General features: G+C 68.2%; 23 protein-coding genes. 14 read left to right on the forward strand and 9 right to left on the reverse strand.

The annotated features are described in order from the left end of the window. Positions 1-331: 331 nt before the first annotated feature. From ACWGSK_RS27195 to ACWGSK_RS27205, 3 genes are all read left to right on the forward strand, one after another. Positions 332-1186, forward strand: a complete 855-nt coding sequence (locus ACWGSK_RS27195) for a S1 family peptidase (RefSeq protein ID WP_452457151.1) — start codon at positions 332-334, stop codon at positions 1184-1186. Positions 1187-1342: 156 nt separating this feature from the next. Next, complete coding sequence (locus ACWGSK_RS27200; protein WP_358513950.1) at positions 1343-2077, forward strand: DUF6882 domain-containing protein; 735 nt, start codon at positions 1343-1345, stop codon at positions 2075-2077. A 203-nt stretch (positions 2078-2280) separates the two neighbouring features. After that, the gene (locus ACWGSK_RS27205) at positions 2281-3648 is read left to right on the forward strand and encodes a CoA transferase (protein WP_358513952.1); all 1368 of its coding nucleotides are present in this window, start codon (positions 2281-2283) and stop codon (positions 3646-3648) included. A gap of 21 nt (positions 3649-3669) precedes the next feature. Here ACWGSK_RS27205 and ACWGSK_RS27210 read toward each other — a convergent pair whose 3' ends face one another. Further along, positions 3670-6096 (reverse strand): FtsX-like permease family protein, encoded by a 2427-nt coding sequence (locus ACWGSK_RS27210; RefSeq protein WP_452457152.1) that lies wholly within the window; start codon positions 6094-6096, stop codon positions 3670-3672. Continuing rightward, positions 6093-6857 carry an ABC transporter ATP-binding protein gene (locus ACWGSK_RS27215; protein WP_358513956.1) on the reverse strand — a complete coding sequence of 255 codons (765 nt, stop codon included), beginning with the start codon at positions 6855-6857 and terminating at the stop codon, positions 6093-6095. Before ACWGSK_RS27215 ends, ACWGSK_RS27210 begins: the two co-directional genes overlap by 4 nt. Before the next feature lie 111 nt (positions 6858-6968). On the opposite strand from ACWGSK_RS27215, the gene ACWGSK_RS27220 reads away from it, so the two are divergent. Together ACWGSK_RS27220 and ACWGSK_RS27225 are read left to right on the forward strand one after the other, a co-directional pair. Beyond that, the gene (locus ACWGSK_RS27220) at positions 6969-8174 is read left to right on the forward strand and encodes a sensor histidine kinase (RefSeq protein WP_452457153.1); all 1206 of its coding nucleotides are present in this window, start codon (positions 6969-6971) and stop codon (positions 8172-8174) included. After that, complete coding sequence (locus ACWGSK_RS27225; protein WP_358513960.1) at positions 8171-8824, forward strand: response regulator transcription factor; 654 nt, start codon at positions 8171-8173, stop codon at positions 8822-8824. The genes ACWGSK_RS27220 and ACWGSK_RS27225 overlap by 4 nt, the downstream gene beginning before the upstream one ends. Before the next feature lie 137 nt (positions 8825-8961). Here the strand turns inward: ACWGSK_RS27225 and ACWGSK_RS27230 are convergent, their stop codons facing one another. After that, positions 8962-9573, reverse strand: a complete 612-nt coding sequence (locus ACWGSK_RS27230; RefSeq protein WP_452457154.1) for an ArsR/SmtB family transcription factor — start codon at positions 9571-9573, stop codon at positions 8962-8964. Positions 9574-9707: 134 nt separating this feature from the next. Between ACWGSK_RS27230 and ACWGSK_RS27235 the strand changes: the two genes are divergently transcribed. Next, on the forward strand, positions 9708-11201 hold the full coding sequence (locus ACWGSK_RS27235; RefSeq protein ID WP_452457155.1) for an alpha/beta hydrolase family protein: 1494 nt from the start codon (positions 9708-9710) through the stop codon (positions 11199-11201). Positions 11202-11281: 80 nt separating this feature from the next. Here ACWGSK_RS27235 and ACWGSK_RS27240 read toward each other — a convergent pair whose 3' ends face one another. Then, positions 11282-12100, reverse strand: coding sequence for a hypothetical protein (locus ACWGSK_RS27240; RefSeq protein WP_452457156.1), 819 nt, complete (start codon positions 12098-12100; stop codon positions 11282-11284). 147 nt (positions 12101-12247) lie between these two features. Here ACWGSK_RS27240 and ACWGSK_RS27245 point away from each other — a divergent pair, with 147 nt between their 5' ends. The 3 genes from ACWGSK_RS27245 to ACWGSK_RS27255 are packed head-to-tail and all read left to right on the forward strand — an operon-like array spanning position 12248 to position 15225. Further along, positions 12248-14008, forward strand: a complete 1761-nt coding sequence (locus ACWGSK_RS27245) for a carbon starvation CstA family protein (protein WP_452457157.1) — start codon at positions 12248-12250, stop codon at positions 14006-14008. Between the two features lie 3 nt (positions 14009-14011). Next, the gene (locus tag ACWGSK_RS27250; protein WP_358513970.1) at positions 14012-14293 is read left to right on the forward strand and encodes a cory-CC-star protein; all 282 of its coding nucleotides are present in this window, start codon (positions 14012-14014) and stop codon (positions 14291-14293) included. After that, on the forward strand, positions 14284-15225 hold the full coding sequence (locus ACWGSK_RS27255) for an ArsA family ATPase (RefSeq protein ID WP_452457158.1): 942 nt from the start codon (positions 14284-14286) through the stop codon (positions 15223-15225). Before ACWGSK_RS27250 ends, ACWGSK_RS27255 begins: the two co-directional genes overlap by 10 nt. Positions 15226-15319: 94 nt before the next feature. Here the strand turns inward: ACWGSK_RS27255 and ACWGSK_RS27260 are convergent, their stop codons facing one another. From ACWGSK_RS27260 to ACWGSK_RS27270, 3 genes are read right to left on the reverse strand one after another with little or no spacing between them, the layout of a single operon-like run. After that, entirely contained in the window at positions 15320-15982 is a 663-nt protein-coding gene (locus tag ACWGSK_RS27260; protein WP_358513974.1) for a sulfotransferase family protein, read from the reverse strand. Next, positions 15979-17292, reverse strand: coding sequence for an activator-dependent family glycosyltransferase (locus ACWGSK_RS27265; protein ID WP_452457159.1), 1314 nt, complete (start codon positions 17290-17292; stop codon positions 15979-15981). The genes ACWGSK_RS27260 and ACWGSK_RS27265 overlap by 4 nt, the downstream gene beginning before the upstream one ends. 28 nt (positions 17293-17320) lie before the next feature. Then, positions 17321-18430, reverse strand: coding sequence for a DegT/DnrJ/EryC1/StrS family aminotransferase (locus tag ACWGSK_RS27270; RefSeq protein WP_358513978.1), 1110 nt, complete (start codon positions 18428-18430; stop codon positions 17321-17323). A 230-nt stretch (positions 18431-18660) separates the two neighbouring features. Between ACWGSK_RS27270 and ACWGSK_RS27275 the strand changes: the two genes are divergently transcribed. From ACWGSK_RS27275 to rfbB, 3 genes are read left to right on the forward strand one after another with little or no spacing between them, the layout of a single operon-like run. After that, a complete protein-coding gene (locus ACWGSK_RS27275) occupies positions 18661-19080 on the forward strand; it encodes a cold-shock protein (protein ID WP_358513980.1) in 420 nt (139 codons plus the stop codon). Positions 19081-19129: 49 nt separating this feature from the next. Next, positions 19130-20017 carry a glucose-1-phosphate thymidylyltransferase RfbA gene (rfbA, locus tag ACWGSK_RS27280; RefSeq protein WP_452457160.1) on the forward strand — a complete coding sequence of 296 codons (888 nt, stop codon included), beginning with the start codon at positions 19130-19132 and terminating at the stop codon, positions 20015-20017. A gap of 7 nt (positions 20018-20024) precedes the next feature. Beyond that, positions 20025-20993, forward strand: coding sequence for a dTDP-glucose 4,6-dehydratase (rfbB, locus tag ACWGSK_RS27285; protein WP_452457161.1), 969 nt, complete (start codon positions 20025-20027; stop codon positions 20991-20993). Positions 20994-21052: 59 nt separating this feature from the next. On the opposite strand, the gene ACWGSK_RS27290 is transcribed toward rfbB, so the two are convergent. Next, positions 21053-22438, reverse strand: coding sequence for an NDP-hexose 2,3-dehydratase family protein (locus tag ACWGSK_RS27290; RefSeq protein WP_452457162.1), 1386 nt, complete (start codon positions 22436-22438; stop codon positions 21053-21055). After that, on the reverse strand, positions 22438-23664 hold the full coding sequence (locus tag ACWGSK_RS27295; RefSeq protein ID WP_358513986.1) for a class I SAM-dependent methyltransferase: 1227 nt from the start codon (positions 23662-23664) through the stop codon (positions 22438-22440). The genes ACWGSK_RS27290 and ACWGSK_RS27295 overlap by 1 nt, the downstream gene beginning before the upstream one ends. A gap of 550 nt (positions 23665-24214) precedes the next feature. Between ACWGSK_RS27295 and ACWGSK_RS27300 the strand changes: the two genes are divergently transcribed. Both ACWGSK_RS27300 and ACWGSK_RS27305 read left to right on the forward strand, forming a co-directional pair. Next, a complete protein-coding gene (locus ACWGSK_RS27300; RefSeq protein WP_358513988.1) occupies positions 24215-25090 on the forward strand; it encodes an ABC transporter ATP-binding protein in 876 nt (291 codons plus the stop codon). Next, a complete protein-coding gene (locus ACWGSK_RS27305; protein ID WP_358513990.1) occupies positions 25087-25842 on the forward strand; it encodes an ABC transporter permease in 756 nt (251 codons plus the stop codon). The genes ACWGSK_RS27300 and ACWGSK_RS27305 overlap by 4 nt, the downstream gene beginning before the upstream one ends. Positions 25843-25852 lie beyond the last annotated feature (10 nt).

Below are 25852 nucleotides of genomic sequence, written 5' to 3' on the forward strand. Positions count from 1 at the left end.
CGTTGTGTCCAGTGCGGCTACACAGAGCACGCCGATCGGGTGGGAGCGGTCAACGTTGGTATCAGGGCCGGGCTGGTCCTTCCTGTTGCCTGAGTAGCGACAGGAGAAGCCCACCGCTTCAGCGGTGGGAGGAGTCACGTTCCGCATCCTAGATGACGCGGGCCGGTCCGATCGGCGACGGACGAGGACTTCCGTAGCCCTCGGTCCGGTTCCCGGCCCGCCTTTCGTAGGTGTGCGTTCTCGTTCCCGAGGTCGATGTTCCGGCCGATTCCGTTCCGTAGTTTTGCTGTCACATCGAACGAAGCGACAGCGAGACGGAAAGGGCCAGGACGTGAGCCACAGCCGAGAGAAGCGAATCGGAACACGGGTCGGTACGGTCGGTGCGGGAGCCCTGCTCGCGGCGGTCGCCCTGAGCGCCCCGGCCGGCGCCGTCATCGGCGGAACCGACGCCACCGAGGAGTACTCCTTCATGGCGGCGCTCTACAACGATCAGGGCGAACACTACTGCGGTGGTGCGCTGGTGGACGCGGAATGGGTGTTGACGGCGGGCCACTGCACCGAGTCCGAGAACATCGCTGTGCGGGTCGGCAGCACCGACCGTGGCGGTGGCGGCAGCGAGCGCGAGGTGGCCGAGACCGTCCTGCACCCCGAATACGAGGTCGAAGACGTGAGCGACGACCCCGACTACCCCATCTCGCAGTACCTGCTGCACAACGACCTGGCCCTGCTCCGGTTGGACGCTCCGGTCGACGAGACCCCCATCGACATCGCCGCCGAGTCGGCCACCCCCGGCACACCGGTGCGAGGACTGGGCTGGGGCATGGTCGACGAGTTCGGAGAGGAGGAGAAGCCCACCATCCTCCAACAGCTGGACACCGAGGTCACCGAACCCGACCGGTGCGCGGAGATGGACGAGGACGCGGACCTGTGTTCGGAGCACCCCACCGAGGCGGCCCAGATGTGCATCTCCGACTCCGGCGGCCCGGCCGTGCGGGGCGAGGAGGGCGACTGGGAACTGGTGGGCGTGGTCAGCCGGGACGGTGACTTCGACGTCGACCCGTCCTGCGTGGGGCCGATGGTGCTGACCGACCCGGTCGCCCACGGCGACTGGATCACCGAGACGACCTCGACCGATACCCACGCCCCCGAGGCGCGCCGGGCCGGAGAGCCGGTGACCACCTCCTGAGCGGGTAGGACTCACCACCACCCGAAGGGACCGCCCGGACGACCAACGGACCGGCCGCCACCGCGATGCTTCCGGAGCATCGCGGTGGCGTCGGACGGTTCGTTGCCGCGCGCCCCGACCCCGGAGGGTGTCGGAACCGGGCAATAGCATCGTGGCATGAGCAAGAAGCACACCCTCCCGGACATACTCGACGACGCGGCCTTGTTCTCCTTGGAGCACCAGCTCCACCTGGAGGAGTTCCTCGGCGACCACCACTGGAACGTCGACTTCCAGGTGCCCAGGTTCGAGTTCACCGGTGATCGCCCCCTGGTCTGCGAACGCTTCCACCTGCTGGGCAGCGCCGCCCTGGGTCCGCGATCCTGGATGTGGGGCTGGGCCAACCCCTCCGGCTTCTCCCCGGATCTGACCGCTCTCGGCGCGGCCGTTCGGGACTTCGGTCGGGACAACGACATCCCCGCCCTGTCCGAGGCCGAGGTCCCCTTCGCGACGCTGCCGGGCGCGCCGGAGGAGGCACACCTGGCGCTGCATCCGTTGACCGAGGCGGCCAAGCTCCTCACCGGCCGTTGGTTCGCCTACAACGGTGACGCGGGCGGCGGCACCCGGGTCTCCTTCATCATCGAACATCCGGACCTGAGGCTCCCGCGGCCCACCCCCCTGCGGGTCATGCGCATCCTCCAGGAAGGGGTGGCGGGTCTGCGGCTGTCCGACCCCAAACGCGCCGTGTACACCTACGCCCGGCTGCGCGGGTTGTCGCCGCGATTCACCGACGCGGACCGTCGGAGGTTGTCCCTGACCGGACCCGACATCGGTGTGGAGGTGGGTTTCGACGAGCTCGACCGGGTGAACCGGATCGAGGGGACCGCGACCCCCGCCGGGGAACGGGGCTACTAGGGCGTGTTCCGTTGTGAGCGTGGCGCCGGTGACCACGGTTCGGCTCTGGGGCGGGCCGACCGAAGCCGACGCGGATCCCCGGGGGAGAGGGTGAACCGGGTATGTATTCGCGTGACACGCCGCAAGAGCCATCGCCGGCCGAGTACCACCTGCTGTTCGGCGAGGTCCCCCTCCTCGCCGAGTAGGGATTGTGAGTCACCCCGATGATCGATGAGACGACCCTGCGAGCCTGGACCGCGATCGCGGGCGCGGCCGAACCACCGGCCGCGATCGTCCGGCACACGGCCGGGAACGTACTGCCCGCGGTACTTCCGGTGCGCGCCCTGGCCACGGCCACCGTCGGTGTCTGTTCCCTGGCCGCCGCCGAACTCCTGGCCGCCCGCAACGGCGGTGCGGTTCCACGGGTCCACGTGGACGAGGGCGCGGTGGCCACCGCGTTCGTCAGCGAACGACACCTGCGCGTGGACGGCCGCGAACCCACCTCCTTCGCGCCCCTGTCGGGGTTCTGGCGGGCCTCCGACGGTTGGGTGCGTACCCACGCCAACTATCCGCACCATCGGGAACGGTTGCTCCACGCGCTCGACATCGACGCGGAGGGCGACCCCGGCACGCTGCCCGATCGGCTCGCCGCGGTCCTGTCCGGGCTCGCGGCCACCGAGGTCCAGGAACGGGTGTACGCGGCCGGCGGGTTGGCGGTGGCGGTCGCTCCGGCGCCCGATCGAGGAACGTCGGCGATCGGACGTTCGCCCCTGGCCGAGGTCGTCCCGCACGGCGAGGCCGGAGACCGGTATCTGGAACCGGCGGCGTTGCCCGCCGCGGGGGTGCGTGTCCTGGATCTGACCAGGGTCATCGCCGGCCCCGTCGCGACCCGCACCCTCGCCCTTCTGGGTGCGGACGTGCTGCGGATCGATCCACCCGGGATGTCGGAGGACCCCGACAGCCACGTCGACACCGGCCCGGGCAAACGTTCTGCCCTGGTGGACCTGGACTCGGCGGAGGGACGAGGCGTTCTGGAGGGGTTGTTGGACACGGCGGACGTGGTGGTCACGGGGTACCGGCCCGGGGCCCTGGACCGGCGCGGCATGGCCGCCGCCGATCTGGTCGCGCGCCGTCCCGGGCTGGTGGTGGCCGGGTTGTGCGCTTGGGATCGGAGCGGTCCTTGGTCGGGTCGTCGGGGTTTCGACAGCCTGGTACAGGCGGCCACCGGTATCGCGGCGATCGAGTCGGGCCCGGACGGGCGTCCGGGGGTCCTGCCCGCGCAGGCCCTCGACCATGGCACCGGGTACCTGATGGCCGCGGGTGTGTTGCGCGCGCTCACCGATCGGCGGGTCGACGGGCGTGGCCGACGATTGGACTTCTCCCTCGCGGGGACGGCCTCCTGGCTGCTGCACGACATCGCCGCGCGGGAGCCGGGTGAGGGAACCTACGACGCCGAGGAATGGCTGGTCGAGGCGGGGTCCCCCTACGGGCGGCTGCGCTACGCCGTGCCGCCGGTGCGCTACGAGGGCGGCCCCCGGGACTGGGCGCGCACCGCCTCACGTTGGGGCACCGACCTCGCCACCTGGCGCTGAACCGGGGACCGAACGATCCGGTCATCGGCGTTCGGCCACCATGGCCGACGGTGACCGGCGCAGGGTACGGGCCGCCGGTACCAGCGCGGCCAGGACCCCGATCAGCAGGGAGGCGGCGAAGACCAGGCCGAGTTCCGACCAGGGCAGTAGCACGGCGATCTCCGCCGGGCCCCGGCGTGGATCGAACTCGTCCCGGAGCCCGATGGTGAGCGCGTACAGACCGGGCAGGGAGAGCGACGCGCCCAGGATCAGGCCGATCGTGGTGACCAGCCCCGACTCCGCGGTCAACAGGCCCAGGACCTGTCGCCGGTGCGCGCCGGCGACCCGCAACAGGGCCAGGTCGCGGCGGCGCGCCGAAGTGGACAGGGACAGGGTGTTGGCCAGGGAGATCGCCGTGTACCCCAGGGACAACACCAGGATGATCCCGGCGAACAGGCGCAGTAGCCCGATCTCGGTGGCGACGCCCTCGTCGAGCAATCGGTCGGTGTCCTCGACGCGCACGCCTTGGTCGGCCAGGGCCGTGGATAGTGCCTCGGCGTCCACCGGATCGAACGCCGCCATGATCGTGAAGGTGGCCGGGTCGTGCTCGCGGGCCAGGTCGTGCGGCAGCGCGAGTTCCGCCCACATCTCCAGTTCGGGTGGGAACTCCTCGATCGTGACCGGGATCCGGCCGGTGGTGCCGTCCCGCCAGGTCAGGTCGACGGTGTCGCCCTCCGCCCAACCGAACCGCCCGGCCGTGGCGGGGGAGGCCAGCGCCGTTCCCTCGGGTACGGCGTCCGGACGGAGTCCCACGGACTCCACCCAACGGCCGTCCACGTACACACCGGTGGAGAGGTGGCTGACGACCTCCCCGCCGACGTGCTCACGGGTGCGTTCGAGCGCGGTGTCGGTCAGCCCGCCGCCACCGTCGGTCCGTACGAGCATGGCGTCGCCGGGGATCTCGCCCCGCGAGTGCTCTTCGATGGCGCCGCCGAGGGTGTCGGTCTGACCCAACACGGTGACGGCGAGCGTGGACACCAGCAGGGCCGGTAGGAGCGTCGACGCCGTTCGCCGCGGACCGGTACGCGCTTGGACGCGCAACAGTTCGGTGAGCGGTGAGTTCCCCGGCAGCAGACCGATGAGGCGTGGCAGGTAGAGGGGTGCGGCGACGGCCGCCGCCACCAGCAGGGCCAGGCTCGACGCCAGACCGTAGGCGATGGCCTGTTCCATGTCCCCTCGCATGGTCGCCACCACCAGAACGACGCCCAAGAGCCCGGCGCAGACCGCGACCCACAGCCGCCACCTCGGCATCGTTTCGTCCCTGCCTTCTTCGGGGCGCAGCGCCTCCAGGGGCCTGACCGCCGCACCCTTGCGCGAGGCGGCCAGGACCCCGGCGACCGCCGTGGCGAGACCGATCAGCACCGACGCTCCGACGGGCAGGGCCACCGATCGCACCTCCCAGTAACGGGAGAGCAGGCCACCGTCGATCATCCGGTCGCCCAGCAGGTGCGCGCCGACGATCCCGAGCGCCGCGCCCACCAGGGAGGCGACCACACCCACGACGGCGGCCTCACCGAGCAGCATTCGACGCACCTGACGTGGAGTGCCGCCCACGGCGCGTAGCAGCGCCAGTTCACGGCGGCGCACCGAGACCTGGAAGGTGAAGGTGGTGCCGACCACGAACACGGAGACGAACACGGCCAGCGCGCCGATCAGGACCAGCAGCTGTTGGCCGACCCAGTTGTTGGACGCGTCGAACTCCGACTCCATCGCGCCGCGTTCGTCGTCGGTGTACACGTCCGAGGTCGGGCCCACCACGCCCCGTACCAGGTCACCGGAGCCCGCGGGGTCGGCGCCGGCCGTCGTGACCACACCGATGAGGGACACCCCGGTCGCGCTCTCCTCGGCCAGGGGATCGGGGAGCAGGACGTCGTCGCCGTCGGTGATCCCGGAGACGGTCATGGGCCACTCGGCGCCGGCCGTCAGCACGTCGACGGTGTCGCCCACCGAACGTCCGTAGGAGGCGGGCAACACGACCTCGTCGTCCCCGGAGGGTCCCGCGCCGTCGAGCAACCTCGTGCTCCCGAGGACGAAGGACGACCACCCGGCGCCGTTGGGGTCGCCGTCGACCGCGTCGCCCAGGATCCGGTCACCGTCCATGACCTGGACCTGGAACCGGTGCTCGGCCACCGCGTCGGTCACCCCGTCGTCCCGGGCGATCTCCTCGACGAGGACGTTCGCCTCGTCGACGCTCCACACCGCGCGAGCGACGGTGAAGTCATCGGACCTGGTCCCGGCCTCCTCGGGTACGGCCAGGACGGCGGCGTTCTCGTAGCGTGGCGGCACCGCCGGTCGTGCCGAGGTGATGACGATCGCCGAAGCCGCCAACAGGGCCACACCCAGCGTCAACGCGACGAACCCGCCCAGGATCGAGCGCAGGCGGTGCCGCACCATGGCGAACGCGATCATGACTCCTCCAGTCCGGCCATGCGCAGCGCGATGCTCCCGGCGTCGAATCGCCCACCGTCGCGAGCGTCGATCTCGTCCACGATCCGTCCGTCGGCCATGAACACCACGCGGTCGGCGCGCGCGGCCACGGCGGGGTCGTGGGTGACCACGAGGACCGTCCGACCGTGCGTGTCCACGACCGCGCGCAGGTGGTCCAGAACCTGACGGCCGCGGGCGAGGTCGAGGGCGCCGGTGGGTTCGTCGGCGCAGATCACCGCGGGGTGGGTCAGGACGGCGCGGGCGATCGCCACCCGTTGCTGTTCACCGCCGGAGAGTTGGTGCGGTCGGTGATCGGCGCGATCGCGCAGCCCCACCTCGTCGAGTGCCTTGAGCGCGTCCTCGCGCCCCAGGCGCCGTCGTGCCAGACGGGCGGGCAGCAGCGTGTTCTGGGCGGCGGTGAGCGCGTCGATGAGGTTGTAGCTCTGGAAGACGAATCCGACCCGTTCACGGCGGAACTCGGTGAGCCCTCGTTCACCGAGGCCGCCCAGTTCGGTCCCGTCCACGACGATGCTTCCGCCGTCGGGCCTGTCCAGGCCGACCGCGCAGTGCAGCAGCGTCGACTTCCCCGAACCGGACGGCCCCATGATGGCGGTGAAGCTTCCCTCCCGCACGTCGAGCGACGCGCCGTCGAGGGCGGCGACCCGGTGGTCCCCGGTCGCGTAGTGCTTGGTCACGGAGTCGATGCGTAGGGCGTCACGTGTGGCGCCGAGTGTCGCGTTCATACTTCGAGCACAGCGGTTCGGACGGGTTCGGCGCGGGTGCCCGTGGTGGAGTCTCGGAGGTAGACCCTGCTCTACCGCGCGACCATCCTCGGGCGGGCTACCGTCGAGTGGGTGAGCACCCCGAACCTGCGCGCGGCGATCACGCTCGCGCCCCACCGCTTCCTGCTGTCGGCGTGGCCGTGGCGGGCCCTGGCGTACGTCCTGGCCGGCACGGTGGGCGGCGTGCTCATCGTCGGGAGCGTGGATCTCCTGGTGAAGTACACGCCCATCACCGAGTGGCCGTGGTACTGGGAGCCGCTCGTGCTCATCGTGGTCCTGGTGGCGATCCCCGCCAGTACTCCGCTGGTGGCGCGCTGGGGTCGGCTTTGCGAGGGGCTGGTCGGGGAGCGGCCGGAACGGTCGGCGACCGCGCGTTCCACGTCCGGCCCATGGCGCGACCTCGGGTACACACTGCTGAGCCTCACGATGCTGTGCGTGCTGGACCTGGCGGTGCTCGGGGTGGCGCTGGGCGCTCCCCTCCTGGGCGTGCTCAACTTCGTCGACGCCGGGCACCTGAACGTCTTCGAACGGTGGGCCTCCGTGCTCGGATGGGCCGCCCTGTGGCCGGTCGGGCTCTACCTGATCGCGGGATGGGCGGCCACACGTTCGGAGATCGCCCGCGCCGTGTTGTCCCCGCGCGAGGACCGGTTGGTCGCCGAACTGCGCGACGTCACCAGTTCCCGCGCCGCGCTGGCGACCGCCTTCGACGAGGAGCGCCGACGCATCGAACGCGACCTGCACGACGGTGCCCAACAACGCCTGGTCGCGGTGAAGACCTCCCTGGGACTGGCCCGGCTGGACCTGCCCGCCGACTCCCCGGCCGCCAACGCCGTACGGGAGGCCCAGGAGCAGGTGACGCGGGCACTGAGCGAACTGCGGGACCTGGTGCGCGGCATCCATCCCCGAGTACTCACCGAGAGGGGCTTGCCGGCCGCCCTGCTGGACGTGGCGGCCCGCGCCGCGTCCGAGGTGGAGATCGATCTCGACCTGCCCGAACGCCTCCCGGGAGCGGTGGAGTCCACCGCCTACTTCGTGGTCTGCGAGGCCATCGCCAACGCCGGCAAGCACGCGCCCGGCGCCACCGTTCGGGTGCGGGGCGGGATACGGGACGCGAGACTGTGGGTGGACGTCACCGATGACGGCCCCGGAGGCGCGAGCCCGGACGGTGGCGGGCTGAGCGGCCTGCGCCACCGGCTGGCGGTCCTGGCGGGGGAGCTGACCGTGGACAGCCCGCGGGGCGGGCCGACCACCGTGCGATTGGAGATCCCGGAACGATGACGCGCGCGCTGACCGTGGTGGTCGCGGACGACTCGGTCCTGCTTCGTGAGGGTGTGGCGGGGGTGTTGGGCAGGTTCGGGCACGAGGTGGTCGCCGCGGTCGGCGACGCCGACGCCTTGGAGGAGGCGGTGCGCGAACACGACCCGGACCTGGTGGTCACGGACGTTCGCATGCCCCCGGGCTACGCGGACGAGGGGCTGCTGGCCGCGGTGCGGATCCGCCGCCAACGCCCTGGGTCGGGGATCATCGTGCTCAGCCAGTACGTGCAGCCCGCCTACGCTTCGGACCTGCTGGCGATCGACGCCCCGGGCGGGGTGGGTTACCTGCTCAAGGAACGCATAGGTGACGTGGAGGAGTTCGCCGAGGCGGTCACCAAGGTCGCTTCGGGCGGCACCGTCCTGGACCGGGAGGTGGTCCGGGTGATGCTGGCGGCCCGCTCCAGCCCGCTGAACCGGTTGGCGCCCCGGGAACGCGAGGTGCTGTCCCTCATGGCGCGGGGCGAGTCCAACACGGCCATCGCCCGCCTGCTGGTGGTGTCGGACGCGGCGGTGAGCAAACACATCGGTTCGATCTTCACCAAGCTGGACCTGGATCCTCAGGTCGACGGTCACCGAAGGGTCCTGGCCGTCCTGGCCTACCTGGATCACTGATCGGGGAAGCGACGTTCGCGGGGACGGAATGTCCGCGGGAAGGGATGTCTCCGGACGAGCGAGGTCCAACGGGGAAGCGGCGCCCATGGGGAAGTGACGCCTGCGGGCAGGAGGACCGGGGTCTGTCAGGGCGGTGCTCAGGTCCGCTCGGGAGGGTTTTCCGGTTCCGAAGCGCTGTCCGGTGTGGTGGGGAAGGCCAGGAACCGGGTGACGATGGTCCGGGCGCCCTCGGGCGTCTGCTCCGGGGCGCGCTGGTAGCGCTTGAGCAGGGCGATGTACTCCTCGAAGAAACCGGACAGCTCCTCCGGTGTCACCTGGATGCTTCCGCTGGAGAAGGGGAACGCGTCGCCCCAGGCGCCATCCTCGGCGGTGGCCTCCAGAGCGCGGTTGAAGTCCTCGAAGTCACGGGTGAACGCGGCTCGGGCGTACTCGTCCAGCGCCTGCCGGAAGGCCTCCTCCTGGGCGCTGCGCGGGGGGAAGCGCAGGTCGTGCCGGGGAGTGCGCCACCAACGTTCCCTGCCGTGTGAGCCTTCGGGCGGGTCGGTCTCCTCCACCAGGCCGTTCCGAGCCAGTTCCCGCAGGTGATAGCTGGTGGCTCCGGTGTTCAGCCCGAGCTCGCGGGCCAGGGAGGCAGAGGTCGCGGCGCCGTGCTCGCTCAACCGGGCGAGGATGCGCTGCCGGCGGGGGTGGGCGAGTGACTTCAGGACCGACGGGTCGTCGATCGTCCTGGGCTCCGAGGCTGGGCTCATGGGGCTCAACGTAGTTGTGCACAGGTTTCTGTGCAAGCCCTTGACCGGAGGCGAGGGGTGTGCACAGTTTTTTGTGCACAGATCCCTGTGTATGGGGAACCGTGGTCGATGCCCGAACCGAGAGAGGTGACCCGATGTCCGCCCCCCGAAAGCGAGCGGTGCTCCTGAAGGCACTGCTTCCCCTTCCGTTACTGCTCCTGGGTGTGTTCCTGGCACTCCCGGCCCGAGCCGCCCCCGACGAACCCGGTGCTCCGCCACGGGAGGAGCGTGAGAGCGGGACGTCAGGGGTGAGCCAGGTGGCAGTGGAGTTCACGGCGGGGGAGCGCACCGTGCGCGGGGCCGTTCTCGCCCCGGAGGGCACGGAGGACGAACACCCCGGAGTGGTGCTCGTCGCCGGCTCCGGCGCAGGCGTGCCCATGGAGACGTACCTGCCGGTGGCCGAGGTCTTCGCGGCGGCCGGCGTGGTCGCCCTGGTCTACGACAAGAGGGGGGAGGCCGACGGATACGGCCTCTCCGAGGCCTCACTGCCCGACCTCGCCGACGACGCCGTCGCCGGGGTCCGGTTGCTCCGCGAACGCCCCGACGTCCGTTCCGACCTGGTGGGGGTGCACGGCCACAGCGAGGGCGGCTGGACCGTTATCGAGGCGGGGGTGCGATCGGCGGAGGTGGACTTCGTGGTGGCGGCGGCGCCCAGCGCGCTGCCACCGGACCGCACACAGATCTGGATGAACCAGGTCCGGCTGCGCCACGCGGGGGTGTCGGACCGGCTGCTCGACGACCTGGGCGGGCGACTGACCCGCCACGTGGTGGGCGCCGACGCCTTCCGCCTGGCCGGCCACGACCCCCTGCCCGACCTGGCGCGGCTCGAACAACCCTTCCTGGGGGTGATCGCCGAACACGACCGCAGTACCCCACCCGGACAGACCCTGGAGCTGTACAGGGACACCCTGGAAGGGAGCGGGCACCCCCACCACACCCTCCGAGTGGTTCCGGGGGTCGACCACAGGATGGAACCGAGTTCGGACGGTTTCATCGAGGTCGACACCGATCCGGATTCCCTGTTCGAGAGCCTGGCACCGGAGTACGTGGACACGGTCACCGGTTGGGTGCACGGTCTGGCCGCCGGTGACCCGGGAGGGGGGTCGGACGCGCCGCCCGCGCAGGACCTGGAGAGCCTCCGACAGCCACCGGCGGGCCCCGGAGCGCTGTGGTTCCTGGTCGTGGCCGGCGGCGGCACCCTGGTCTGCTTCTCCGCCTACCTCGGGATCGGCCTGATCGGCAGGGCACGGGGGCGCCGGAGCCGGTTGCCGGCGGCCGGGACCCGGGGCGCGCTCGCGCTGGCGGTCCTGGGGCTGCTGCTACCACCCCTGACAGTGGCCTACCTGGAATGGATCATGATGACCGCCGGCACCGGGGCGGGGCCGGTGGTGCTCGGCCGACCACTGCCCTGGCTGGGGTTGCAGGCGGGTGCGCTGGCCGCACTGGGCGCCACGGCGGTGCTGCTCCTGACCTGGAGGAACCGATCGGCTCCCCTGAGCGGGGTCGACCGGGTCCGGGTGGGTCTGCTGTCGGCGGGCGCGATCGCCCTGTTCCCCTGGGCGGTGGCCTGGGGGCTGATGACCCCGTAGACCCTGGAACGGCGAGTACGAGCCCTCTTCCGCGTGGAGTCGGATCGGGATCGAGGCCTGGGCCCCTGGGTGGGCGGCGGTCAATCGGTCGGACGTCGACGCTCGGCCTCGGCGATGCCGCGACGGCAGGATCGGGCCAGGGATCGGTGGTTGGAGTAGCGTTCGAGGAGACCGTAGGGCGGCAACGGGCCGGCGGGTTCTTCGCCCACGGGGGCGCCCTCGGCCCGCTCCACCTGTAGGGACTCGCCGTTGAGCCGCCCCGAACGGAACCAGCGTTCCCATCGTTCGAAGTCGGGGCTGTACTGGTGAGAAAAGGTAAAGACCGGCTCGTCGGTTCCCGCCAGAAGCCCTCCGCCGCGGGCCCACAACTCGGTCCTCGCTCCCGATTGGTCGGACCACCGGTCGGCCGTGACCACGTCGACCTCTGGGCGACCGTGGCGGTCGCGCACCAGGAGCGCGTCCGTGGCCCGGGTGCGGGGATGGATCTCACGGATGCTCTCCACCGAGGCGAGCGTCACGATCATCCTTGGGACCCACCACCAGTTCTCCCGACGGGCCATGAGGCTGTCCCCACGGAGTCGGGTGGGCGGATGCTTGAGTGCCTCCTGCTCGACCAGGGACTCCGCGAATTCCCGTCCCTCCAGGTCTTCGAGCACCTCGACGGGTCCGCTGCCCACCAATCCCACCTGACCACCGGCCCCCTGATCGGTCACGCTGAAGGCGGCGTGCCGACGGTCACCGAGGGTGAGAGCGAGGTCGGCCATCGAGTAGGGCAGGGCGACGCACACCTGATCGCGCAGTGTCAACGGGACCACCGGGATACCCGTGGGCCCGGACGGTGAGATCCAGCTGAGTTCCGCGACGGTGGATCGCTGCCAAACCGTGATCAGGTCAGTCAAGGTCAGACCTTATAAGTGAGGAATGTCGCATGTTAATTTCTGGTGACCCTAACCCATGGTCCGAGCGGGCGTGATCACCGGGAGACGGGTCCGGGTCGACGATCACGCCGCGTCTCGGGCCCGGAATGCGGAAGGTAGGCCACGGCCATGCCCGCAGCCCTCGTCCTACTCGCGTCCGTGGCGGTGTTCGCACTCGGCTACCGCTACTACTCGCGATACCTCGCTGAGAAGGTGTACGCGCTGGAACCGGGGTTCGTCACCCCCGCGCACACCTACAAGGACGGCATCGACTTCGTGCCGACCAACCGTCACATCGTCTTCAGCCACCACTTCATCTCGGTCGCCGGCGCCGCACCCATCGTCGGTCCCGCCGTCGCCGTGTTCTGGGGCTGGGGACCCGCGCTCGCGTGGATCCTCCTCGGCACCGTGTTCGCCGCCGGTGTGCACGACTTCGGTGCCCTCGTGGTGTCCGTCCGGCACAAGGCCCGCAGCATCGGCACCCTGGCCGGAGACGTCATCAGCAAGCGTTCACGAACGCTGTTCCTGGTGATCATCTTCTTCCTGCTGACCATGGTCAACGCGGTGTTCGCCGTGGTCATCGCCAACCTGTTCGTGAACTATCCGGCCGCCGTCCTCCCGGTCGTGGTGGAGATCCCGCTCGCGATCGCCGTCGGACAGATCGTCTACAAGCGACGCACCGCGGCCCTGGTGCCGTCGATCATCGCCCTGGCCCTGGTGTACGTGTGCATCCCGCTCGGCGTGATGTTCCCGATCGACATCACCGGTGTCTCCGAGGCCCTGGGAATGACCCCCAACACGGTGTGGATCATCCTGCTGTTCGTCTACGCGTTCATCGCCTCCCGCATCCCGGTGTGGATGCTGCTGCAACCGCGTGACTACATCAACCTGCACCAGATGTTGCTGGCCTTCGCGGTCATCTTCCTCGGTGTCGTCGTCGGCTGGGACACCATCGTCGCCCCGATGATCAACAGCGACATCCCGGCGGACTCTCCCCCGTGGTTCCCGCTGCTGTTCATCACCATCGCCTGCGGCGCGATCTCCGGCTTCCACAGTCTTGTGGCCTCCGGTACGACGGCCAAACAGATCGACAAGGAGACCGACTCCCGGTTGGTCGGGTACATGGGCGCCGCGGGTGAGGGCACGCTCGCGGTCTGCTCCATCCTGGCCTGCACCGCCGGTGTGGTCGCCGCCTCCACCTCTCCGCTGGCCGACTGGAACGGCCTGTACAGCGACTTCGGATCGGCCTCCGCCGGCGCCACCGGCAACTTCGTCGAGGGCGTGGGACAGTTCGGCAACAACCTCGGGATCCCGCTGGAGATCGGTGTCATCTTCGCCGTCGTCGTGGTGGTCAGCTTCGCCGCGACCACCATGGACACCGGTGTGCGCCTACAGCGCTACATCGTCCAGGAGATCGCCGAGATCATCCGGTTCCGCCCGTTGGCCCGCAACCTCACCGCCGCGACGTTGATCGCCACGATCGTCCCGCTGGGCCTGGCGCTCATCCCGGGCGACTTCGCCTTCGGTACCCTGTGGCAGCTGTTCGGCACCACCAACCAGCTCACCGCCGGCCTGGCACTCGCCGTCATCGCGGTGTGGGTCACCAAGCGCCGCCGCAACCCGCTGGCGATCCTCATCCCGCTGGTCTTCCTGTTGGTCATGACCTCGTGGGCGCTGATCGTCAACCTGATCGCGTTCGTACGCTCCGACGACGTCATCGACCGTTTCCTGCTGGCACCACTCGACTTCGTCATCTTCGCGTTGGCCGTCTGGCTGGTCGTCGAGGCCACCATCGCGCTGCGCAAGGCCTTCGCGGCGCGCAACCTGCCGGAGACCGAGGGCACGGAGTCCGAAGGGACCACCGAGATCTCCGACCCGAAGGAGAAGTAGGAAGTGAATCCGCTGGGTGCGCTCTCTCGCGCATATGACGCTTGGAAGAGGTTGGAGGCCTTTCATGACGAGGTCTTCACCGCGAAATGGCGTCAGGAGGTGCGACGGGAGACGCGCACCCAGCACGACACGCTGCGCGCCCTTCTGCTCCTGGAGACTCTGGGGGTGGAGGGGCCGGTGTCCTATGAGACCCTCGACCTGATCCCCTACATGGTGTCCGACCTGCACGAATGGCATCAGCGTATGGGGCGGGACGACCTTGGCGGACCGGGGGTGTGCTGTTGAGGTTCCGACGGCCCGCACGAGCGAAGAAGGACCCGGACATCCCCGCCGTGCCCCCCATCGTCTTCTTCGGCGGTAAGGGCGGGGTCGGCAAGACCACCATGGCCGCCGCCCACGCGCTCCACTTCGCCGACCACGGCCTGCGCACGCTGCTGCTGTCCACCGACCCCGCGCACTCGCTCGGCGACGTCCTCGCGACGCCCCTCGGTGACACGGCCGTTCAGGTCGGTGAGAACCTGTGGGTGCGCGAACCGGACGCCGACGCGGCCCTGCGTCGCAGAGTCCGGCGGATCGGCGACGACGCCGCACGAGCGTTGCCCCGCGAGATCCTGCCCGCGGTCTCCCGCCACCTCGATCACGCCGCGGCCGGGCCCGGAATGGCCGAGTCCGCACTGGCCGACCTGCTCATGGACACCATGGAGGAGGTTCCCGATAGGTGGGACCGCCTGGTCGTGGACAGTGCCCCCACCGGCCACCTGATGCGCCTGCTCCACCTGCCGGAACTGCTCACCCCCTGGGTGGAGGGGTTGGCCCGCCAACGCGAGCGCGCCGTGGACGCCGACCGCTTCGCCGTCGGTGTCATCGGTGGTACTCAGGAGAGCACCGACGACCCGCTGTTGGAGAAGTTGCACGCCCGCCGCCGCAAACTCGAACGCGCGGCGGCCCGCCTGCGAGAGGACGCCGAGGTCCGGCTGGTCCTGGTGCCCCGCCGTATGGTCCTGGCCGAGACCGATCGCGCCGCCAAGGAGCTCGCCGACACCGGTTTCCGCCTGGGCACCGTCGTGGTCAACCAGGTCCCCGCAGACGTCGATCCCGAGGTCATCGGGGACATCCGCGCCCGCTTCGCCGAGCAGGGCACCGTCGAGTCACCCCTGACCGGCCGCGAACCCATCGGCCCCGACGCCCTGCGCGCCCTCATCGCCCACCTGGCCTGAGTCCGGTACCCGTGCGTGCGGACCCGCCACCCCCAACGGGAGCGGGCCGCCCCTGGACAGGGCGGCCCGCTCGCGACACGGTCCAGTGCTCTCCTCAGCGCGAGGACATCAACTTCTGGATGTGCTTGTTGGACTCCTTGCTGAACTCACTGCGCTTGTTCAACCGGGGGAAGGGCGTGTTCGGCGCGGGGACGTCCAAGAACTCGCAGAGCGGCTCCCATCCCTGCCCCAACTCATAGACGAGGAGTCGCTCCGAGGGGATCGTCGCTCGGACCTCGGCGATGTGCCGCTCGAACACCGAGATCATGTGCTGCTTGTCGTGGACCGAACCGCCGAAGACGCGGTCGACCACGCTGGCCCGGTCCATCCGGAGGAACGCCCTCAGGTCAGGGCTCTGCCGCTCCGCGAGCCAGGTCAGCGGCCGGACCCAGGGGTTCCGCTTGAACACCGTCTGCTGGGTGCTCTCGTACCACTTGTTCGGATCACGGACGGTGAGCACGATCTTCGCCTCGGGGTAGTGCTCCGAGAGTTCCCGCCAGTAGGCCGCCGTGGGCCAGTCGACGCCGCTCTCGTACCCGGCGAACAGCGCGTCCCAGTCCTTGGAACGGCCTTCGACGACGTCGAGCCACTTGTGGATCCGCTCCGGCCGCTCGGCGATCTCGTACATGTGGTCGCACGGGCCGAACCCGATCTGCTCCAGCGCCACCTTGAGGGAGTAGGTCCCGGTACGACCGAACCCCGCTCCAATGACCTTCATGCCCGACCACCCGTCCAGGTTCCCGGGGTGTTCGCGCCGCCCGAATCCCTGCGGTGCCGGTGCGTCAACCGTTCGAGGTCGGCCACGATGTCGTTCGGGGTCGCCGTCATCACCATCTGTTGTTGGAGGTCCCAGGCCTTCTCCCTGAAGGAGCGCTCTTCGAGAAGTCTCGTCAGGGACTTTCGGATCGTGCCGGTGTCGGCCTCCAGCGCGTGGTGGAACAGACCGGCGCCGGCCTGCGCCAAGTGCTCGGCCCGGACCCACGCGTCCGCGTGCCTGATGGGAAGGAGGAGCTGGGGCACGCCGTTGAGGGCGGCGGTGGAGGCGGCACCGAACCCACCGTGGTGGATCAGGGCGGAGCAGGTGGGCAGGAGCATGTGGAACGGTACGAAGTCCACGAGACGGATGTTCTCCGGTACCGTTCCCAGCTGCTCTCGCTCGTCCTCGCTCAGGACGGCCACGACTTCGACGTCCATCTCGGCCAGGGCCTCGATGGTCGCCTTGACCGGGAAGATGCTGCTGTTGAGTTTCGCGTCGAGCGACCCGCGACCGGAGAGCGCGACCCGGGGCCGCACGGGCTGTTCGTGGATCCACGAAGGGGCCGGGCGCCGCGTGTGGAACGGTACGTAGCGCACCGGAAGGCGCGGTGTCTCCAACTCGAACTGGAGGGAGTCGGGAACCAGGTCGATGGTCCACTGACCGGTCAGGATCTCTTCGGAGAACTCGGCTCCGACCTTGTGCAAGGCGGGCGTGAGCCAGTCCCGGAGGGGGTCGTGCCGCTCCTCCGGAGGCTGTTCCATGCTCAGTCTCTGCCAGGTCCGGTACATCGTCGAGTAGATGTCGACCGACCACAGCAACCGGGCGTGCGCGGCGCCGATCGCCTCCGCCGCGACGGCCCCCGCGTAGGTGACCGGGTCCCAGATCACCAGGTCCGGTTGCCACTTCCGCGCGAAGTCGACCAGTCCTTCGAGGATCGGGTCGTTGTAGGGCTGGTAGCCATACGGCACCGAGGCCTGGTACTTGATCAGCACCTCCGGCCAGGTCAGGGACTCGTCGAAGGGGTGGCTCCAGTCGGCGATCTCGTTCTCGATCGACCCGCCGGCATCCGACTCCGCCGCACGCAGCAACTCGTCCATGCCGTGGTCCTCGCCGACCGCGACGGGCGGCAGCCCGGCGGCGGCGATCAGGTCGGTCATCGCCGGTCCGCTGGCCACCCGTACTTCGTGGCCCGCGGAGATCAGTGCCCAGGCCAGCGGGACCTGGGGGTCCAAGTGCGAAGGTTCGCCGATGGTGGCGAAGAGAATACGCATGAGGCGGGTTTCCGGTTTCTGTCGGAGGTCAGGCGGCACCGAGGACTTCGCGCATGGCCTTGATGACCTGCTCCTGACGGTCCTCGGGAAGAGAGGGGTACATGGGAAGGGAGAAGATCTCCCCGGAGAGCCGCTCCGTGACCGGAAGCGAACCCTTCTCGTAGCCCAGGTGGGAGAACCCCGTCATGGTGTGCACCGGCCACGGGTAACTGATGTTGAGCGAGATCCCGTGGGATCGAAGTTCGGAGATGATCTCGTCGCGTCGAGGATGCCGGACCACGTAGACGTAGTACACGTGCTCGTTGCCATCGTTGACGTGGGGAAGGACCAGCTCGGTGTCGGAGAGGGCCTCCGCGTACCGGCGGGCGACCCGACGGCGCCCTTCCGTGTAGGTGTCGAGCCTGGTCAGCTTCCGGCGAAGGATCTCGGCCTGGACCTCGTCCAGGCGACTGTTGTGGCCGGGGGTGTCGACCACGTAGTACTGGCTCTCCATGCCGTAGTAGCGCAGTCGGCGTAGCGACGCGTCGGTCTCATCGTCGTTGCTGAGGATCGCGCCCCCGTCACCGTAGGCACCGAGGACCTTGGTGGGGTAGAAGGAGAAAGCCGCTATCTTCCCGAAGGTGCCGGCCAACCGGCCCCATCGGCGCGCTCCGTGCGACTGGGCGCAGTCCTCCAGGATCGGGATGCCGTGCCGGTCGGCGATGGACTGAATGGTGTCCATGTCCGCGCACTGACCGTAGAGGTGCACCACCAACAGGCACCGGGTGCGTTCGGTGATCTGCTCTTCGATCAGGTCCGTGTTCACGAGGTAGTCGGCTTCGTTCACGTCGACGAACACCGGTTTCGCACCGATCTGGTCGATCGCGATGACCGTCGGCGCGGCGGTGTTGGAGACGGTGATGACCTCGTCGCCCGGGCCGACGCCCAGGGCGCGCAGGGCCAGGACCAGGGCATTGGTCCCGTTGTCCACGCCGAGGCCGTGCGGCAGGCCGTGATAGCCCGCGAACTCTTCCTCGAACGCGCGGACACTGGGCCCCATGATCAGCTGTCCGGACTCGAACACCTTGACGACGGCGTCGAGGATTTCTTCCTTCTCGCGCTCGTACTCGTCAAGGTAGTTCCACACGTAAATACTCATGGATCCCCTAGCCTGCCTGAATTTCACTTCACCCTTTCGTGAGGGCACACTCACGAAAATATATGGATGACCACCTGGACATTTCCAGGCCCGTGGGATTTTTAAGGGCCCCTAGGAAGCGTGGGAGGGGGCGGCGTCCGAAGACTAGGGGGTGCAAGGGGTTCCGGTCGTGGTTTCGGCTGTGCAAGCCTACTTTTGATCTGGTCGCCTTGAAGATTGATGGTGTTCTGGTGGAGACAGGAGTAGTCGTACGGTTCGATGAGGAACGCGGTTATGGATTCATCGAACCGGACTCCGGCGGCGAGGATGTCTTCATCCACGCCTCGGGGTTGGAAGAGGAGCTGAAATCCGAACTCCAGGCCGGACGAAGGGTCCGCTTCGACGCGGTCAACGGGCACCGTGGCCGAAAGGCCTTCGAGGTCCGGTTGCTCGAACCCACCGATGAGGACGTCGGCTCCCCCGCCGGCGTCACGAACGGTGAGTCGGGTGCCGGGCCCGCGACGCAGGGGCCGGACCTCTCCCGGGGCGAGCTGCGGCATCTGCTCACCGAGGAGTTCCTCGCAAGGGTGCCCGACCTGAACGGCGCTCAGATCGTGGCTCTGCGTGAAGCGGTCGGCGAGATGGCGCTGGAACGAGGCTGGGTCCGGTGAACGGCGCGGCCCCGGCACATGGCCGTTCAGGTACCGGAGAGGACACCCCATGAAGGGCATCCTCCTCGCGGGTGGGTCGGGAACCAGGTTGCACCCGGCAACGATATCGATCTCCAAGCAGATTCTGCCGGTTTACAACAAGCCGATGATCTACTATCCGCTTTCCGTCCTGATGCTGGCCGGTGTGCGGGATATCCTGATCATCACGACGCCCCGGGACATGGCGCTCTTCAGGGGCCTGTTGGGCGACGGATCCTGGTTGGGGATCAACCTGACCTACGCCGAACAGACCAAGCCTCGGGGGATCGCCGAGGCGTTCGTCCTCGGAGCCGACCATGTCGGTGACGACAGTTCGGCGCTGATTTTGGGCGACAACATCTTCCACGGTCCGGTTTTCTCGTCCATCCTCCAGGACAAGGCGCAGGATGTCGACGGATGTGTTCTCTTCGGCTACCCGGTCAACGACCCTTCGCGGTACGGGGTCGGGGTGACCGACGACCAGGGCAGACTCACCGATCTCCAGGAAAAGCCGGCCGAGCCGCGTTCCAATCGCGCCGTAACCGGCCTCTATTTCTATGATTCCACGGTGGTCGACATCGCGAAGGACATTCGTCCCTCGGAGCGTGGGGAACTGGAGATCACCGACATCAACCGGATCTACATGGAGCAGGGGCGGGCCGAAATGGTGGACCTCGGCCGAGGGTTCGCCTGGTTGGACACGGGAACGCACGATACCTTCCTGCAGGCCTGCCAGTTCGTCCAGGTGATGGAACAGAGGCAGGGAATCCGTATCGCATGCCTGGAGGAGGTGGCTTTGCGGATGGGGTACATCGACGCCGAATCCTGTTATCGACTGGGGGCGGCGTTGGGTGGAAACGATTACGGAAACTATGTCATGAGAATTGCAGAAGAAAAGGCGATGGGGAAACTGGAGTAGAAATCTCATGCGAATCATGATCACCGGTGGTGCCGGTTTCATCGGATCCCATTTTCTGCACAACCTTCTCGACGGCCGTTACCCGGATCTGCCCGCCACCGAGGTGGTGGTCGTCGACAAACTCACCTACGCGGGCGATCACCGGTTGTTCACCGGACGGGTCGACCCGCGCATCCGTTTCGCAGAGATCGACATCTGTGACCCATCGGTCGATGAGCTGATGAAGGGTGTGGACCTGGTGGTCCACTTCGCGGCGGAGTCCCACGTCGATAGATCCATCGTGGACTCCGCCGCCTTCGTCAGGACGAACGTGCTCGGTACCCAGAACCTCCTGGAGTGCTCGCTCCGGAACGGGGTCGGTAAGTTCGTGCACGTCTCCACCGACGAGGTGTACGGGTCCATAGCCAAGGGCTCCTGGGACGAATGGTGCCCGTTGGAGCCCAACTCGCCCTACGCGGCGTCGAAGGCCGCCTCCGACCTCCTGGTGCGGTCCTACCACCGCACCCACGGTCTCGACGTCTCCGTGACCCGCTGCTCCAACAACTACGGGTCGCGGCAGTACCCGGAGAAACTGATCCCCCGCTTCGTCACCAACCTCTCCCAGGGGCGGAGCGTGCCGCTGTACGGTGACGGCTCCAACGTCCGCGAGTGGCTGCACGTGAGCGACCACTGCTGGGGGGTGGCGCTCGTGGCGAAGGGCGGCCGGCCGGGAGAGGTCTACAACATCGGCGGCGGCAGCGAACTCACGAACCGGGAACTGGCGGACATCCTTGTGAAGCACACCGGAGCCGATCCGAGCCTGGTGGTGCGGTCGGAGGACCGACTCGGGCACGATCTGCGTTATTCCGTGGACTACAGCAAGATGTTCGACGAGTTCGGCTACGAACCGCGCGTGGAGATCTCCGAAGGACTGAAGTCCACGGTGGAGTGGTACCGCGAGAACCAGGACTGGTGGGAGGGCTTCGGGGTGCGCTGAACCGGCCGGACCATGAGGGTGAGCACCCCCTCTCGTGGCCCGGCCGGAACCCTTCGGCGCTACCGGTCGACCGGTGACCCATGGTCGTCGGAGAGGCTTCGGACACAGGCGACCAGACTCCGAGCCTGGATGTTCAGGTAGTGGCTGTGTCGGAGAAGGGCGTCCACCTGTGGAAGCGATACCCACAGGTGATCGGGGAGGTCCTCCTCCGGAAGCGGCCGTTCTCCGCGTTCCACCACGAGGTTGCGTGTTCGAGCGTGGAAGAAGCGGCCTCCCTCCTCGGACTGGACGGCGTCGAAGAGGACCCTGCGTCCCGGGGCCTTCGACATCTCGTCCGACAACGACCCGTGCGAACCGGACCCGAGTTCGCCCTCGCACGCGAGCTGGAGCGTCGGGCCCAGTTCGACGGTCTCTCGCAGACCGGGTTCCGCGGTCGCCCTCAGGAGCAGGTGCGTGACCCCGTTCGCCCGGCGTGTCACCACGGCCGCCAAGCCGAGCCCACGGGGTTCGATCATCGGTTGCGACCACTTCCTGACCTCTCGGCCCCTCGTCGCCACGTCCACACCGATCACCCTGAAGTGCAGGTCCTCCAGGTGCCTGATCTCCCCCGCCGTTCGGTGCCATCCCTCGATCGTTCGCAACGGTACGGGCGAGGCGGACATGGCGGTCAGTGAGCGGGCCGCGGTGATCGTGCTGAGGATCTCCGACATCGAGAGCAGAGCGCCGTCGTCGGGGTCACGCGTGTGGGACGGCAGACACGAGAGTACGGTCCTGGTGTCCATGTTCACCAGGTCGTCCTCGGCGAGCAATTCGTGTACCTGCTTCAAGGTCAGCCAGCAAAAGCCCTCCCGCAGCGGGACGTCCTCGTCACCGGCGAGCACCACCATGTTCCGGTTGTGCTTGCGGAGGAACCACGAACCCTGCTCCGACTGGAGCGAGTCGGCGAGGACGCTCCCAGGTGGGGGATCCAGGAAGTGCTCCACGTAGGGCACGGACCGGCCACGGTGCACCCCTGTGTAATTGCTCCGGGTCGCCTGAACGGTGGGGGAGAGCTGGAAGAGGTTGACGTTCCCCGGTTCCATCTTCGCCTGCATCAGCAGGTACGGCACACCTTCGAACTCCTTGATCAGGATGCCGAGGACACCGATCTCCGGCTGGTCGATGATGGGTTGGGACCAACCGGGCTCCTCACGGTTCTCGGGATCGCGGACCCGCAGGCCGCGCACACTGAAGAACCCACCGCTGTGGTGCCCGATGTCGCCGGTGTCCGGCACCTCGTCCCAACCTTCGAGACCGTCCAGCGGTGCCCTGTCCACCTGTACACCGGTGTGCGCGGCCAGTTCGGAGAACCACTCCCTGACCTCGTCCGGGCCGAAGCGCCCGGGTGTCTCCGCCGACGCGGAACGGGCGACGACGTCGACGGCCCACCCCGTCAGCGCCGCCATCAGGAGACGGTGACGTCGGGAACGTAGCGGATCCACTTGCCTCCGGATGCCCGGAACCCCTCTTCCTTGGCCATGATCTCCTCGGCGTGGTTCCACGCGAAGAGCAGCGCGTAGTCGGGGTAGGGGTCGGTGAAGGCCTGTGCGGGTCGCACCGGGATGTGCATGCCCGGTGTGAGTCGTCCCTGCTTGGCCGGCGTGGTGTCGCAGACGAACTCCACCAGGTCGGGGCCGATCCCGAAGTAGTTCGCGACGGTCGCGCTCTTGGCGGTGGCCCCGTACGCGACAACGGTCTTGCCCTGCTCCTTCAGATCCCTCAACAGGCCGACGAGGTCGTCCCGAATCGCGTCGACCTTGGCGCTGAACGCCTCCAAGGTCTCCAACTTCGAGACCCCTGAGGCGTCCTCCTCGGAGATCAGCTCGGGGACGGCGAGGCTCGGCGTGCGGGCGCCGGCGTGGGCGAGCGTGTAGCGCACCTCGCCACCGTGGACGGGCAGCCGTTCGACCTCGACCAGTTCGAGACCGTATCGGGCGGCCAGCGCCTGTACCGAGCGCGCGGTGAAGTAGTAGTAGTGCTCGTCGTAGATCTGGTCGAAGGAGTTGCGCTGGAGAACGTCCCCGAAGTAGGGGTCCTCGAAGACGAAGACACCGTCCTTCGCCAGGAGCAGCGCGATCCCCTGGAAGACGGAGTCGAGGTAGGGGATGTGGCACAGGGTGTTCGCGGCGTAGATGACGTTCGCGGGGCCGTCCTCGGCCATGATGCGTTCGGCGCTCTCCTTCTCGAAGAAGTCGACCAGCACCCGAACGCCCTGCTCCCGAGCCGTCTCACCGACCCCGCCGGAGGGGTCGACGCCCAGGTGGCGGACCCCGGCTTCGGCGATGGTCCGCAGCATCGTCCCGTCGTTGCTCCCGAGTTCGATCGCGAAGGTGTCCTCGCCCTTGAGGTGGGTGTTGAGGAAGCGGCGAGCGATGGACGCGAAGTGCTCGCGCATGACACTCGACCCCGCGGAGACGTAGGGATAGTCCTCGTTGAACATCAGTTCACGGGGCACCTCCTCCATGAGCTGCACCATCGTGCAGCTCTCGCAGACGCCCGTGGCGAGCCTGAAGAAGGTCTCGCCCTCGATGTCCTCCGGTCGCACGAATCGGTTGGACAGTGGTTGGCGTCCGAAGTCGATGAACTCACGCAGTGTTCCGGAACAGATTCGGCATGTGGAGCCCGCGGGCATTTCGTCCTCCTCAGGAGAAGCAACCAGGGTTCGGTCGACCACCGGCCCGGCAGCCGGGAAACGGCGTAAGCCGATTTTTCGCACGATCAATGTGCTCCGGTTCCGGAGCGCAGATTCGCGGTTCATGTTTCCCTGGTGGAGGGCTCGAATGCCACCCGTATTTTTCCTTTCCGGGGCCGCGTTCGTTGATAGGGGTCGGCTAGGGGGCCCAGGGTCTTCGACGGGCTCTCAGACCCTGGTATACCGAGAGAACCCGATCCGTGTTCTCGCTGGAGACACGGGTGGGGCGGGGCTCTTCGACAGTGTGTCCTCTACTCCTTGTTCGGAACAGGCGATGTTCGTTCCGGTGGCCTGTGCATCGTGATTCGTGCAGGGCACGCTACGTGGGTGACAACGGAGATGACAATCATCATGGTCGACCCGTGATAGACGATCTAGGCGAGTCGGTCGCCGTGACCACATAATCGGTTCCATGGGAAACGGACAGGATAGAGGAAAGGTGCGATCGGTCGTGCGTGTCGGTGATACTCCAGCACTGTACATATCGGGGTTGCGCAAGAGTTACGGGACGGTGCACGCGGTCGATGGCATCGACTTGACCATCGCGCCGGGTGAGGTCGTGGCGCTCTTGGGGCCCAACGGGGCGGGCAAATCGACCACCATCGACATGATCACCGGCCTCACCCGCCCGGACAAGGGCGAGGTCCTGGTCTTCGGCGCGGAACCGGGCGAAGCGGTGAAGGAGGGTCGGATCGGGGCGATGCTCCAGGACGGGGCCCTGCTCGACGATGCCACCGTAGGGGAGATGGTGGCGATGGTGGCGTCCCTCCACCGTTCCCCGCTCACCGTTACCGAGGCCTTGAACAGGGCGGGTATCGAGGACCTGGCCCGACGTAGGTCGACCAAGCTCTCCGGCGGCCAGAAGCAGCGTGTCCGTTTCGCCATCGCGATGGTCTCCGACCCGGATCTGCTGATCCTCGACGAACCGACGGCCGGTATGGACGTCGCCACCCGGAAGTACTTCTGGGAGTCGATGAAGAAGTTCACCCAGAGCGGGCACACCGTCATCTTCGCCACCCACTACATGGAGGAGGCGGAGGAGGTCGCCGACCGAATCGTCTTCCTCCGGGACGGGCAGGTGGCCGCGGACGGGAGCGTCGAAGAGGTCAGGGCGCTCGCGGAGGGCCGGACCCTGACGGCCACCGTCCCCGACGTGTCCCAGGAGGAAGTCCTGGATTTGCCGTTCGTCGTGAGCGCGGACGTGCGCCTGGACAAGGTGGTCATTCTCAGTTCCAACTCCGACAGAACGCTCCGGGCCCTCCTGGACCGGTTCCCGGAGGCGGTGAACATCGAGGTGGTCGGCGTCGGTCTGGACGAAGCCTTCCTCGTCCTGACCGGCAACCTAGATGAGGACGAACAGTCATGAACGTCGGATACCTGAAGCTGGAGCTTCGCCGGGTGCTCAGGGAACCCGGAACCCTTCTCTTCGTCCTCGGTTTCCCGGCCGCTTTCTACGTGCTGGAAGTGATCATCTTCCAGGCCGAGTGGCCCGACTCCCACGACGCCTACGACCCGGCCACGATCCTCATGCCGAGCATGGCCGCCTGGGGCGTACTGATCTCCGGCATGCTCGTCGGTGCGCGAGTGGTCAACGAGCGGCAGGCGGGCTGGCAGCGTCAGCTCCGGCTGACACCCCTGTCGAGTTCTGGCTACCTCTTGGGGAAGGTCTCCGTCGGCATGTTGGTGGCCGTCCCGCCACCGCTGGCGGTCGCCTTCGTGGCCGCCGTCTTCCTCGGAGTGCGTCTCGACCCGGCCGCCTGGGTCTCGGTGACCCTGCTCGTGACTCTGGGAGGGCTGCCCTTCGCCATCCTGGGTCTCCTCGTGGGGCAGGTGGGAACGCGCGAGAACGTCCAGCAGATCACGATCATCGGCATGCTCGTACTCGCAATCTTCGGTGGGTTGTTCATCCCCCTCCAGACCCTTCCGGAGTGGTTCCTCTACGTCTCCTACGTGACCCCGAGTTATTGGTTGGCGGAGTTGGGCAAGTCCGGGATGGCCGCCGCCATCGGTGTGGAGGCGCAGCCCCTTCTGTACTCCGCGGCGGCGCTCACGGCGTGGACGGTGGCTCTCGCCGTGGCCGTGGGCTGGCGCTATCGTCATGACTCCGCACGTACCTGACCGGAACGGC

This window comes from Nocardiopsis sp. NPDC055551, from assembly GCF_053619415.1.